The sequence below is a fragment of the Magnetovibrio sp. genome, from assembly GCF_036568125.1.
Taxonomy (GTDB): Bacteria; Pseudomonadota; Alphaproteobacteria; order Rhodospirillales; family Magnetovibrionaceae; genus Magnetovibrio.
In genome coordinates, this window is the sequence record NZ_DATCTF010000016.1 from 115,478 (window position 1) to 128,500 (window position 13,023).

The following is a 13,023-nucleotide window of genomic DNA, read 5'->3' on the forward strand; positions in this document are numbered from 1 at the left end:
TTCATTGGACATATCTCCGTATTGGGATCGTCAAAAGGCGCGCTTGATGTTCAGGGTCACGAAGTCCCTGTCTTTCAGCGGTTGATCGAAGGAAAGCTGAGCACCTTGAGTGGTCGACAGGGCTTCCAGGTAGGTCCCAGTTCGGCCGAAGTAACCGATGTAGTTGATGCCGAATTCCCAATCGCTTTGGTACGTGCCCTTGAGGCCCAAGCGGAAATCGCCGCTGTCGGAACTGCCGCCGTTAAAGTTCGCCACGGCGGAAGAACGGCCGCCGAAGTTGTAACCAACGCCCATCGGCACTTCGATATCGAGGCCCGGAAGAACCTGGAAATAGGCTGGCGAAAACAGCACGCGCAGAGACGAGGCGTTGTGCGTGGTGTTGGTATCCAGCGCCGATTGGTTGCGAGTCACGTCGAGGGTGCGGTTAAAGGCGTACTCGCCGACCACCGAACCGCCGTCCCACAACGACGACGGTTCCAAAACCGTGATCGCGGACAGGTTAAGGTGGCCCGTACGGCCCACCGCGTAAAGCGGATTGCTGGCGTTGTCGCCCGCCCCCGTACCGGTCCCGCCAGCGCCGATATTGGCTTGCGGATCGCTGTTGAGCGGTGCGTTCCAACGCACGGAACCTTCCGCCGCAACGTTGATATTGCCGATCGAGGTGCTGGCGCTGGCACCCGCCGTTTTCACGTTCTGGGCGTACATCCAACGATACTGCGTCGGAATGGTGTTCGGACCTGCGACGACAAAGCCCTCGTTGTACATGGCGGTTGGGGTCTTGGCGTGATAACGCGCGCCATACAAGCCGAACTGCCAGTCGCCGTCGCCGGGCGAGGCCAGCAATTGCACACCGAACTGCCCGCCATCCTTGGGCTTGAGATCGGCGTTCGGCGTCGAACCGTTGGTGCCAGGCGTGGCAATGTAAAACTCGTTGCCGGGGCCGACGTAATCGGTCGTACTCAAATAGCTGCCGACGCCGGGAATTTTCGTATCGCGCCATTTGAACTGGTAGTATGCGCCCAACGAGTACTCGGGCGACAATTGAATGCTGGCCGAAAGCTGTTCGACCGGACGCAAGACGTCCTTGAACTTGGTACCCGGCAGGCTGAGCATCTTCACCAGATCGATCGGACCTTGCGCTTCGGCGATGCCGTTCGACCCGTAGAACACGGTTTCGCCGTACACCAACGAATGACGCCCCAGGCGCATCGTCACCGGCTTGTCCGCAGCGTCGAATTTGCCCCAGGCGAACGCGTCGAGGATCTCTGCGTTTTTGCCATGCTGCTTGCGCGTCGGATTGGGGAATTTATTCGATGCCAGACCCGGCTGGGTGCGGTTGCTGTTGTTCACCAGGTCGTGGTCGGTCTTTTGGTTGTAGACGCGATCGTACCAAGCCGCACCACTCAACCGCACGCCGTAGTCCCAGGTGCTGACTTCCAGCTCGGTTAACAGGTCGACGCGTTCTGAAATCACGCCTTTGTCAAAGTTGCGATCGCCATCATCTTGGTTGGCGCCGAAATCGACGCCGTTGCCGCCAACGGCGCGGCCGGTCAGTTTGTTCGATTGATTTCTGACCCGAAATGCCGTGCTAACGTTAACGGTGTTGTCCCACCGCACTTTCAGATCCGGGTTGCCCGTTTCGATTTCCGCCGCTTGGACTGTTGGCGCGATGATCAACGCGACCGCCGTCATAGCCGTATGGCGGCGCATGAAGTTTAAGAATGTCAGTACGTTCACTAAACGTCCCTCCCTACCAGGTCGTATCTATGGATGCAGAATGTCGGTTTCGTTCCCAATTGACCGGCAGCTGCACAACGAATTGACGAGACGAGATGCTTGTTTTTTTGTTGTTATTGGCAGCAATCTCTAAATCCGCGCCGATGAAGTGGCAGTGCCATGGCTTCATCGACGCGGGTGTTTTGTGGATCAAGCGGCGAGGAAGCCCTGCACCAAGCCCAAAGTCTGTTCGAGTTGTTCCATCTGCGGGATGTGACCGCAGTTATCGACGATTTCGACGCGCGCGTTCTTGATCCGCTTGCCGAACTCTTCGGCGTAAACAACCGGAACCAAGGCATCGTCTTTGCCCCAGATCACCAAGGTCGGGGTCGCGATGCGGTGCAGACGCTTGCCCAATCCCTGATCGGGGAACGGCCACAGGAATTTGCCCGTGCAACCCAGCGTCCAAACCGCATGACCGACGTGGGCCGGAATGTTTTCCGGATTGGTCGGCAAGGCGAACATCGCCTGGGCGGCGGGGATGCTGGGGTCTTTGAACAGGAAGCCCGGGACCTTTTCCGGCGGCGCGCTGTAGAGGTCCGCCGTCATGATCGGCGCGTCGTCGCGCCACAGGCCGACCGGGTCCAAGCAGATCAGGTTGGTGAACATATCGGTGTAATGTGCCGCCATGTCGCAAGCGACCATGCCGCCCATGGATTGCCCGACGGCAACGGCATCTTTGACGCCGAGCTTGCTGAGCACTTCTTGATAAATCAGCAACAAGTCCCAGTAAGTGTCGACCTTGTGAATTTCGTACGGATTTCCAAAGGTGGTGCCCGGCATTTCCGGTGCGTACACGGTGTAGCTCTCGCTCAAGCGATCGAGAAACTGATCCCAGTACAAACCGGCAGCAGGGTGGAAATAAACCAGCGCGGGGCCGCTACCGGCGATCTTCACGCTGAGGTCAATCTGGTCGTCCCAAACCTTGACCACCTCTTCGCGGTCTGGCCCTTTAATCGAAATCTGGTTTGTCATTTAACGTCTCCTAGAATCTGTTGGCGATGATGGCTGCGGGTGCGTCAGGACTGCACGCCGGTGGGCCACCAGTGGTGTTCCCAACCTTCGTCTTCCCAGATCCCCTTGAGGTCCGGGAGAATCTTTTCGGCCAACAGAGAAATGTTTTTCTTGGTCAGGTCATGCGGCATGGAGCCGTGCTGAACCATCAGGACCAGGTTGCCGATGCGGAAATTCTTCACCAGCTCCACAAGCTGCTCTTTGACCGTTTCCGGTCCGCCGACGATGCAGGCCTGGTTGTCGACGAGCTCTTGGTATTGGATGTCGCGCATCTTCATGACCAGACCGAAATCGCCCGGATCCTTGACGATGTGCTCGACGCCCTTGATATCCATGTATCCGGGCAAGCCCAGACCTTGGATGGGGATCGAGCCCAGGCCGTTACGGAATGCCGCTTCGACGTGCGGCTTGTACAGACGGTGCGCCTCTTCGTCGGTTTCGCCCACGGCGACGCACTGCACGAAGGCCAAGCGGTTGGGGTTGCGGTCGCGGCCGTTTTCTTCACACATGTCCCACCAACGATCGAAGATGCGTTGGCCGGTCAGTTTCGGGCCGAACCAGCTGAGGTACAGGAACGCATCGTCGTTATCGATGATGTTTTTGAAGGTGTTGGGGTTGCCGATCGCCGGCGCCCACACCGGCGGACGCTTTTGCGCCGGACGCGGCCAGATGTTGACATACGGGTGCTTGTTGAATTTGCCGTTGAAGGCGAAGACTTCTTCCGAACTCCAGGCCTTTTCGATCAGGGCGCGGTTTTCGGCGAAACGTGCGCGGGTTTCGATCGGCGGAACGCCGTTATTTTGGTTGGCATCGAAGCTCAACGCCACCGGGAACCCGGCGATCAAGCGCCCGCCGCTGATCTGATCGAGCACTGCGTACTCTTCGGCGATGCGCAAAGCTTCCTTGGATTTACCGAGCGAACGGCCGACGTTGCAGATCGCGACGTCGAGTTTTTCCGCCTGCGTGGCATAGGCCAACGCCGCCATCTGCAGGTTCGGGTTCGGCAAAATGTCGTATGCCGCTTGGCCGTGTTCGGTGGTGGCGAGACCGTCGAAGCCGGAACGCGCGGCGTGCATCATCTCGTCGAGAAAGTTGACGTGATACTCGTGCATTTCCGAGGCTTTGACCAACTCGTTGTACGGCGTATTGACCACGGAGTTATGCTTTTGCGCGAAATCGGACGGCAAGTTCCGATACGGCATCTGTTGAAACGAAAGAACCTTCACTGTGATGTCTCCCAACCAAAATTTTAAGTGTCGCCCCTCTTCACGCTCACGGCTCTGAGGGCTGAAATTTCAAGCGATCCGCGGATCGGAACTCAGGTGCTTAAGCAACCGCGTCGAGCGGCGACGTGGTCGCGTAGCTGCCATTGACGTAAAGCAACGGGTTGACGGTTTCCGCGACGCGGATCTCGTTGACCTTGCCGATGAAAATCGTGTGGGTGCCGTAATCGAACTGGCCGTCCTTGTCGCACAGCAGGCTGGCCAAACCGTCTTCCAGGTACGGCACGCCGTCCGCGCTGGCGCCCCAATGGCCGACCTTGAACCGCTCGTCGCCTTGCAGCTTTCCGCCGCACGCGGCGGACAGTTCGCTTTGTTCGGCGTTCAAGATGTTGATGCAAAACTGATCGGCGCTGGACATAGCGTCATGAAACGGCACGGCGCGATTGACACACACCAAAAGCGACGGCGGGTCCATCGACAATGAGGTCACCGCCGTAGCGGACATCGCGTGCTTGGTTTCACCGCTACGCGTGGACACCACGCACACCGATCCGGCCAAACGGCGCATTGCCTCTTTCATCGCCGATTGCAGCTGTTCTTTTTCGTTCGCCATCTTGTTTCTCCGGTTCGAAATGGGGTTTCAGGCCGTGGCTTTGGCAGATGAAAAACGCTCCGCCAGATAGGCTTCGAGCATGAACAGGCGGTCGTTGCCCCACCACATCTCGTCATCGATGGTCATGGTCGGCACACCGAACACACCCCTCGATATGGCTTCGTCGATGGTGGCCTGATAAAGGTTCGCGGCTTCGCCGGAATCCAGGTAGTCGAGGAATGCGATGGGATCCCAGTCGAAGCTCAACGCCAGTTTGCGCAGCAGCTCGACATCGTCAGGCGCACCGCTTTCGCCCCAGGTCAGGCGATAGGCTTCGTTGACGTAATCGCCGACGCGACCCTGTTTCTGGGCGTAAAACACGCCCTTGTTGAGCTTGGCGGTGTTGACGTTGCCAATGAAGCCGAACGGCAATCCATACATTTCGGCCCAACGCTTGAGATCCTTGACCAGATACTTCAGCTTGATCGGCATTTCGCGGTTCGACGGACCGGTGTTGCCGACCGCCAGCTTCGCTTGGGCCAGATCAATCGGCTTGTAGTTGATCTCACACGCATATTCCGCTGCCGTCGCCGCTAGGCGGTGATGCGCCAGATATGCGAACGGGCTCATGAAATCGAAGTAGAAATCGATCGTCGTGTGCATCGGTTTTCCTAAGCTGCCGTCAATTCCATGTAGCCGCAGCCGCATACCCACTCGGGCACGGCCTCATATGCGATCAGTTCGCCTTTCAGCGTCCCCATCGCACCCATCGCGCAGATCCAGTTTTTGATTTCCAGGCCGCCATTGCCGCCTTCGGTGATGATTTCTTCGTCGCTGATATCGATCAGGGACTGCACATCGCCACGCTCGACGCAGGAGATGATTTTGTGGTCCCACTCTTCATTGACACGGCCCATCTCGGCCATGCCGACCCAGTGGCTGATACCGCCGGTTCCCAAGATTGCAACGCGTTCGTTACCACTCCAGGATGCGATGGCCTTGCCGATCACTTCGCCGATCTGATGCGCGCGCTTGGAGGAGATCACCGGGGCGATGCCGGAATTGATGTAAACGGGGATGGACCTCACACCCGCGACCGGCTTGACCGAATAGTGAATGGGCACGACGCCGGAATGATCCAGCATCAAAGTTTTCGACACCGCCCAATCGACACCATTGTCGAAACCGACCTGCATGATGTGTTCGGCCAGCGCGGTATTGTTTTCGATGGCGGAACGGGGAATGCCGACCCACGGTTCGATCGGACCTTCGACATCGCCGATGCCGATCATGCATTGCGGCACACAGCCCGGACCGTGCAGGGTGTAGTGGTCGTCGCCGATCACCACCACGGTATCGACACGCAACTCACGAATGCGCTCGGCAATGCGGGCGAAGCCGTCCATGCAGTTATTGCGTTTTTCCTCGGGCGGGGCCATTGGCGCGGCCGCGATCAAAGGGTCATGGGGCATCATGAAGCCGGCTACGATTTGTGCCACGGTGCTCACTCCTAAATCAGTCTTAGCGTTCGGTTACGGGGCGCCCGGTTAGGGGCGCATCAATGTCCTGCGGGGGTGTTCATGCGGCGCATGTATTCGGGCATTTCTTCCTGGCCGCGAACCGCCATCCACGAAATCATTGTCAACATCGGGCTGACGCCACGGTCCGTCATGACGCGCACGTCCCAGTCTTTGAGCAGGGCCTTTTCGTCGTCGGCGAGCGGATACTCGCTCAACAGCGCGTCGGGCGCGGCGGCAAACGCTTCTTTCTTGTGTGGCATCGCCATCAAGTCCCACAGGACCTTTTCGACCGTATGAATACTCAACTGTTCTCCCCTTTCGCGTTCTCGGGCTTTCGCCTTATGGCGGATGGATGCTCTTGACGATCATCCTCCGCGTTTCAAAGAGGCGGCACATCACCCGAACAGGTGAAACGCCAATACCGCTTTGCAACAGCGCCAAACCCGGCAGATGGCTCAGGCGTTGGGCTGTGTGAACACCTGTCGCTGACCGTCTCATTCCCAGGTCAAACGGCTTCACGAACAGGTGCTCACGCTGCCTATCCTCACGGCACAAACGAAAACGCACATCACCTGAACAGGTGACGTGCGTTAGCGGCCCGTACGGGGTTTCGAGGGGAAAAGATTATGGGTGGTGATTCAAACCGTGGAAAAACTGCGCCACCAATTGGGGTGCTTGATGCTTGAGGTCGATTTGACCTGGATAGCGCAAATACTCTTGAACGATGCCGGTCAGATAGCACCACAAGCCGATGCTCAGACTTTGCGGATCGAACATCGGGTTGACGTGCCCCTTGGCTTGCGCGCGTTCGAAATAGCGATCGAACAGCATGCGGCTTTTAACTTGCTGCGCTTCTTGCTTTTTCAGGACTTGCGCCATCTCTCCGGAATAATCGCACTTGAAAAAGAAGATCGACAGAATGCGTTGCTTCTTGGCGTTGTCGGCCAGCTCCACCAGCACGTTGTCACACAGCTCTTCCAGTTGTTTGAGAGGCTGTGGATGATCGTTTTCCAAATCATGGAGAATCACCTCCATAAACGGCTCATGCAGCGTATCGTGGAGCGCCTCGAACAGATCGACCTTGTTTTTGAAATGCCAATAGACCGCCCCACGGGTGACGCCCGCCAGTTCAGCGATTTCTTCAAGCCCTGAATTTGCAACGCCTTTGGCGTAAAATACTTGCGCAGCCGCGTCCAAAATGGCGTCGCGCGTTTCCTGTGCTTCTTGTTTGGTCCGTCGCGCCATGACCCTTCCCCCGCACTTCAAAAAGTGATCTTATTGCCCGGATCGCGTGTGTCTGGGTCAATCACACCCTTGACATACGTTCGTGTATGTATGTAAATACATCATAACTCCAATGTCCAGAAAGAAAGCGGTTATGGCCCAAACAAAAAATAAGAAAAAATGGATGCTGCTGGGTGCGACGGTGGTCGTTGCATGTGCCGGATTGGCATATTGGAAACTGGGCCTCCCCGCCTCACCGTCCCCTGCCGCCGCCACACCAACGCCAGCCGTGGCTGTCGGCGCCATGACCTTGAAAACCCAAACCGTCGCGCTGTTCAAAGACCTGCCGAGTCGCACCAGCGCCTATAAGGTCGCGGACATCCGTCCCCAGGTAACCGGCATCGTCACCGAACGTTTGTTCGAAGAAGGCGCAACGGTGAACAAGGGCCAGCCGCTCTATCAAATCGACCCGGCCCCTTACCAAGCCCAGTACGACAGCGCTTTTGCCGACTTGTATCGAACCCAGACCAATCTCAAGCTGGTCAAGGCCAAGGCCGACCGTTACAAAAAGTTGCTCAGGACCAACGCCGTCAGCCAGCAAGCTTACGAAGACGTGGTGTCGGCGCTCGACCAGGCCACGGCCGATCTCGCCGTCGCCGAAGCGGCCGTCGCGGCCGCGCAAGTCAACCTCAACTACACCAAGGTCTACGCCCCGATATCCGGGCGCATCGGCAAATCGTCGATCACCCCCGGCGCGCTGGTCACCGCCAATCAAGCCGCGAGCTTGGCCACTGTGACCCAACTCGACCCCATTTATGTTGATCTCAGTTTGCCCAGCCGCGACCTGATGAGCCTGCGTACTCAGTTCGAAGGCGAACAGAAGCCCGTGGTGACGCTATCTGATGAGTCGGGCAAAACCGCCTACAAGCACGAAGGCCAATTGCAATTTTCCGAAGTCACCGTGGACCAGACCACCGGCACCGTACTGATGCGCGCGCTGTTCCCCAACCCCGAGCAATTGCTGCTGCCGGGTATGTTCGTGCGCGCCAAGCTGCACCTCAAACCGATCGAAGCCGTGCTGGTGCCGCAATCAGCCGCCGTGCGCGGCAGCGACGGCAAACTCAAGGTTTGGGTGATCGGCACCGACAATGTCGTCAACCCGGTGCCCATCGAAGCCCACCAAACCGTCGCTAACACTTGGCTGATCGAGAGCGGTGTCGACAGCGGGGCCGTCATCGTCACCGAAGGCTTTCAGAAAATTCGCCCCGGCGCGACCGTCACCCCTGCGTTTGAAAAAGCGGAGTAAACGTTATGCCTCGCTTTTTCATCGACCGGCCGGTGTTTGCCTGGGTCATCGCCATCGTCATTATGCTTGCGGGCGCGCTGTCGATCGCTGAACTGCCGATCGAACAATACCCCACCATCGCCCCGCCTTCGGTTTCCATCCAGGCGTCCTATCCCGGCGCATCGGCTGAGACGTTGGAAAACAGCGTCACCCAGGTGATCGAACAGAAGCTCACCGGTATCGACTACCTGCGCTACTTCACGTCGTCGAGCGCCTCGTCGGGCAACGTGCAAATCACCCTGACGTTCGAACCGGAAGCCGATCCCGACACCGCGCAAGTGCAGGTGCAAAACAAAGTCCAAGCAGCCTTGCCGTTGTTGCCCCAAGAGGTCCTCAATCAGGGCGTCACCGTCACCAAGGCCAATGACAGCTTCCTACTGGTGGTCGGTTTTTATTCCGAAGACGGCAGCGTCAACCAACAGCAACTCGGCGATTTTCTGTCATCGAAAATTCAAGACCCCATTTCCCGCGTCGATGGGGTGGGCAACGTGCGGGTGTTCGGCGATCCGCACGCCATGCGCATTTGGCTCGACCCCTACAAGCTCTTCAGCTTCAACCTCGCCACCACCGACGTGCGCCAAGCCATCCAAGCGCAAAACGCCGACGTTTCCGCCGGTCAGATCGGCGGCCTGCCCGCGGTTGGCGGACAACTGCTCAATTCGACGATCCTCGCCCAATCGCGCTTGAGAACCGTCGACGATTTTGAAAACATCATCTTGCGCGTCAACACCGACGGTTCGCAAATCCGCCTCAAGGACGTCGCCCGTGTCGAGCTGGGTTCGCAAAACTACAGCCGCATCACTCGTTACAAACGCATGCCCGCCGCCGGCATCGCCGTCAGCTTGGCCAGCGGCGCCAACGCGCTGGACACCGCCGATCGGGTCAAGGCCAAGGTCGAAGACCTCAAGTCCTTCATGCCCCAAGGGGTCAAGGTGATCTATCCCTACGACACCACGCCGTTCGTCAAACTGTCGATCGAATCGGTGGTCTACACGCTGCTCGAAGCGGCGGTGTTGGTGTTCTTGGTGATGTATCTGTTCTTGCAAAATGTCCGCGCCACCCTGATTCCCAGCATCACCGTTCCGGTGGTGTTGTTGGGCACCTTTGCGGTGTTGTCGGCGTTCGGTTTTTCCATCAACACCTTGACCATGTTCGCGATGGTGTTGGCCATTGGCTTGCTGGTCGACGACGCCATCGTGGTGGTCGAAAACGTCGAACGGGTGATGCACGAAGAAGGCCTGCCCCCCAAAGAGGCCACCCGCAAATCCATGGACCAGATCACCGGCGCGTTGATCGGCATTGCGCTGGTGCTGTCGGCGGTGTTTGTGCCGATGGCCTTTTTCAGCGGCGCGGCCGGTGCCATCTACCGCCAGTTTTCCGTGACCATCGTCGCCGCCATGGCGTTGTCGGTTTTGATCGCGTTCATTCTCACGCCGTCGCTGTGCGCGACCATTTTGACCCCGGTCAAAAAAGGTCAGGTGGAATATTCCAGCGGGTTTTTCGCTTGGTTCAACCGCACGTTCAACGCCGGGCGCGATGGGTATCAAAGCGGCGTCGGTTACATCGCCAAGCGCGCCTTCCGCTTCATCATGATCTACGTCGTGCTGATCGGCGGGCTGGGCTATTTGTTCATGCAATTGCCGACATCGTTTCTGCCCAACGAGGACCAGGGCAACATGTTCATGATGGTCAGCGCCCCCGCGGGGGCGTCGGCGGAACGCACCCTGGAAAGCGTCAAGAAGGTCGAAGACTATTTCTTGGATAAAGAAAAAGAAAACGTCGAACACCTGTTCACCGTGGTCGGCTTCAGCTTTGCCGGCAGCAGCCAGAACGCGGCGTTGGGCTTTATCGCGCTCAAGGATTGGTCCGAACGCACCCGCCCCGATCAAAGCGTGTTCGCCCTAGTCGGGCGCGCCATGGGGGCGTTCTCCCAAATCAAGGATGCGATGGTGTTCGCCTTTTTCCCGCCGCCGATCCGCGAGCTCGGCAACGCGTCCGGGTTCGACTTCCAACTCATCGATCGCGCCAACAAAGGCCATGAAGCCTTGATGCAGGCGCGCGGGCAGTTGCTCGGGCTTGCGGCGCAAAATCCCAAGCTGATGGGCGTGCGCCCCAACGGCCTGTCGGACGAACCCCAATACAAGATCGACATCGACCACGAAAAAGCCAGCACCTTGGGGCTGTCCATCGCCGACATCAACCAGACTCTGCAAACGGCCTGGGGCTCGGCGTACGTCAACGACTTCCTCGACAATGGCCGGATCAAAAAGGTCTTCATGCAGGCGGATGCGCCGTTTCGCATGACCCCCGAAGACATCGATCGCTGGTACGTGCGCAACGCCACCGGCGAGATGGTGCCGTTCGGCAGTTTTTCCTCGGCCCGTTGGACTTACGGTTCGCCCAAGTTGGAACGTTTCAACGGCGATGCTTCGGTCAACATCCAAGGCTCGGCCGCGCCCGGCGTCAGTTCCGGCGAGGCTATGGCCGAAATGGAAGCGATGGTCGCGCAACTGCCCGCAGGCTTCGACTATGCGTGGTCGGGCATATCTTACGAAGAAAAGGCATCGGGCTCGCAGACCAACATGCTGTATGCGTTGTCTCTGCTGGTGGTGTTTCTCAGCCTCGCGGCGCTGTACGAAAGCTGGTCGGTGCCGTTTGCCGTCATCATGGCGGTTCCGGTCGGCATCATCGGCGCGGTGTCGGCGTCGTTCATCGCCGGTTTGAGCAACGACATCTATTTCCAGGTCGCCTTGCTCACCACCATCGGCCTATCGGCCAAGAACGCCATCTTGATCGTCGAATTTGCAAAATCGCTATACGAAGAAGGACACTCGCTGGTCGACGCCACGTTGCAAGCAGCGAAGATGCGCTTTCGCCCCATCTTGATGACCTCGCTTGCGTTCATGTTGGGCGTCACCCCGCTGGCGATCGCCAGCGGCGCGGGCTCGGCTGCGCAAAACGCAATCGGCATCGCGGTGATCGGCGGTATGTTGTCTGCTACTTTCCTCGCCATCTTCTTCGTACCGATGCTGTTTATCTTGATCCAAAAATGGTCTCGGCGCAAAGTCGCAACGCCTGCTGAAGCCCCCATTCGGGAAGAACCGAGATGATCGAGCACACGTCCGCAACCTCGCCGCAAGTCTATGCGCGAACGGCGGGCGCGCTTTATCTGGTCATCATCGTTTGCGGCATTTTCAGCGAAGTGTTCGTGCGCGGAAGCTTGATCGTGATGGACGACGCCTCTGCGACGGCAACCAACATCATCGCGTCCGAGGGCCTGTTTCGCCTTGGCTTCGTCAGCGACACGTTGGTGTTTTTGAGCGACGTCGCCCTTGCGGTGCTGTTTTATGTCTTGCTGCGCCCGGTCAACCCGACCTTGTCTTTGATGGCCGCGGCGTTTCGATTGACCCAGACCGCCATCATCGGACTCAACTTGCTCAACCACTATGCCGCGCTGATGATCCTCAACGGCACCGATCAACTGGCCGCGTTCAACAGCGAGCAACTGCATGCCTTGGTGCTGCTGTTTTTAAACGCCCACGCGCACGGTTACGATCTCGGCTTGTTGTTCTTTGGCGTTAACAGCGTCGTCGTTGGCTATCTGGTGTGGCGTGCGCCCTATTTCCCCAAAGCCCTCGGCGGCTTGTTGATTGCTGCAGGTGCGGTTTATCTGATGGGAAGCTATTTGCGGTTTATCGTCCCCGATGTTGGGGCCGCATTCACGCCGGCCTACGGCGTGGCGCTCATCGCCGAGCTCGCGATGTGCCTGTGGCTGCTGATCAAGGGCGTTGATGTCCCGCGATGGCAAGAGGCGTGATGGTGCTGGTTTCGAGTACGAACCGCCTGAAAAGCCCCCCGGGGAAACGTCTCTCTTATGCCGGACCTAATATTATGTAGGACACGATACCAACAATGGCGCCGACGATGACGCCATTGATCAGGCCGCTGCCAAAACGGTTGCCAAATGCCTTCGCCCCTTCACGGCCCAGGTGACAGTAATTTGCAGGGCTCTTAAATCCCCAAGAAAACCCGACCAAAAACCCGGTCGCCGCCAAGATGAGTGTTGCGCTCATACCTACTTCGGTCCCTATGTAAAGTCAGAACTTGAGATTATCAGTTTATGCCAACCGTATCGCTATAGAAACACTCCAACGCATCCCGTTATGAAATCAATGCTTCCACACAAATAAAAACGGCTTAGCCGGTTAAGGCTAAGCCGTTGATATTATTGGTTGCGGGGGTTGGATTTGAACCAACGACCTTCAGGTTATGAGCCTGACGAGCTACCGGGCTGCTCCACCCCGCGTCAATTTTGTATACCGGACCGAG

The 13,023-nt window shown here is 58.0% G+C and carries 12 protein-coding genes and 1 tRNA gene; 3 read left to right on the forward strand and 10 right to left on the reverse strand.

Annotated elements, in window-relative coordinates; translation table 11 throughout:
- Positions 1 to 30: 30 nt before the first annotated feature.
- The 8 genes from VIN96_RS14650 to VIN96_RS14685 form a co-directional block, all read right to left on the reverse strand.
- Positions 31 to 1,737 carry a DUF1302 domain-containing protein gene (locus VIN96_RS14650; protein WP_331897149.1) on the reverse strand — a complete coding sequence of 569 codons (1,707 nt, stop codon included), beginning with the start codon at positions 1,735 to 1,737 and terminating at the stop codon, positions 31 to 33.
- A gap of 189 nt (positions 1,738 to 1,926) precedes the next feature.
- Entirely contained in the window at positions 1,927 to 2,751 is an 825-nt protein-coding gene (locus VIN96_RS14655) for an alpha/beta hydrolase (protein WP_331897151.1), read from the reverse strand.
- A gap of 44 nt (positions 2,752 to 2,795) precedes the next feature.
- The gene (locus tag VIN96_RS14660) at positions 2,796 to 4,016 is read right to left on the reverse strand and encodes an LLM class flavin-dependent oxidoreductase (RefSeq protein WP_331897152.1); all 1,221 of its coding nucleotides are present in this window, start codon (positions 4,014 to 4,016) and stop codon (positions 2,796 to 2,798) included.
- Between the two features lie 100 nt (positions 4,017 to 4,116).
- Positions 4,117 to 4,626, reverse strand: a complete 510-nt coding sequence (locus VIN96_RS14665; protein ID WP_331897153.1) for a flavin reductase family protein — start codon at positions 4,624 to 4,626, stop codon at positions 4,117 to 4,119.
- A 27-nt stretch (positions 4,627 to 4,653) separates the two neighbouring features.
- The gene (locus tag VIN96_RS14670) at positions 4,654 to 5,268 is read right to left on the reverse strand and encodes a 2-hydroxychromene-2-carboxylate isomerase (protein WP_331897155.1); all 615 of its coding nucleotides are present in this window, start codon (positions 5,266 to 5,268) and stop codon (positions 4,654 to 4,656) included.
- Positions 5,269 to 5,276: 8 nt separating this feature from the next.
- A complete protein-coding gene (locus VIN96_RS14675) occupies positions 5,277 to 6,104 on the reverse strand; it encodes a hypothetical protein (RefSeq protein ID WP_331897157.1) in 828 nt (275 codons plus the stop codon).
- Between the two features lie 59 nt (positions 6,105 to 6,163).
- A complete protein-coding gene (locus VIN96_RS14680; RefSeq protein WP_331897159.1) occupies positions 6,164 to 6,430 on the reverse strand; it encodes a hypothetical protein in 267 nt (88 codons plus the stop codon).
- Between the two features lie 319 nt (positions 6,431 to 6,749).
- Positions 6,750 to 7,370, reverse strand: coding sequence for a TetR family transcriptional regulator (locus VIN96_RS14685; protein WP_331897160.1), 621 nt, complete (start codon positions 7,368 to 7,370; stop codon positions 6,750 to 6,752).
- Positions 7,371 to 7,503: 133 nt separating this feature from the next.
- Here VIN96_RS14685 and VIN96_RS14690 point away from each other — a divergent pair, with 133 nt between their 5' ends.
- From VIN96_RS14690 to VIN96_RS14700, 3 genes are read left to right on the forward strand one after another with little or no spacing between them, the layout of a single operon-like run.
- Entirely contained in the window at positions 7,504 to 8,655 is a 1,152-nt protein-coding gene (locus VIN96_RS14690; RefSeq protein ID WP_331897161.1) for an efflux RND transporter periplasmic adaptor subunit, read from the forward strand.
- Positions 8,656 to 8,660: 5 nt separating this feature from the next.
- The gene (locus VIN96_RS14695) at positions 8,661 to 11,804 is read left to right on the forward strand and encodes an efflux RND transporter permease subunit (RefSeq protein ID WP_331897163.1); all 3,144 of its coding nucleotides are present in this window, start codon (positions 8,661 to 8,663) and stop codon (positions 11,802 to 11,804) included.
- Positions 11,801 to 12,511 (forward strand): DUF4386 domain-containing protein, encoded by a 711-nt coding sequence (locus VIN96_RS14700; RefSeq protein WP_331897165.1) that lies wholly within the window; start codon positions 11,801 to 11,803, stop codon positions 12,509 to 12,511. The genes VIN96_RS14695 and VIN96_RS14700 overlap by 4 nt, the downstream gene beginning before the upstream one ends.
- Positions 12,512 to 12,566: 55 nt before the next feature.
- Here VIN96_RS14700 and VIN96_RS14705 read toward each other — a convergent pair whose 3' ends face one another.
- Positions 12,567 to 12,767: a hypothetical protein gene (locus tag VIN96_RS14705; protein ID WP_331897166.1), complete on the reverse strand. Its 201-nt coding sequence runs from the start codon at positions 12,765 to 12,767 to the stop codon at positions 12,567 to 12,569.
- 156 nt (positions 12,768 to 12,923) lie between these two features.
- Positions 12,924 to 13,000, reverse strand: a tRNA-Met gene (locus VIN96_RS14710).
- Between the last annotated feature and the right edge of the window lie 23 nt (positions 13,001 to 13,023).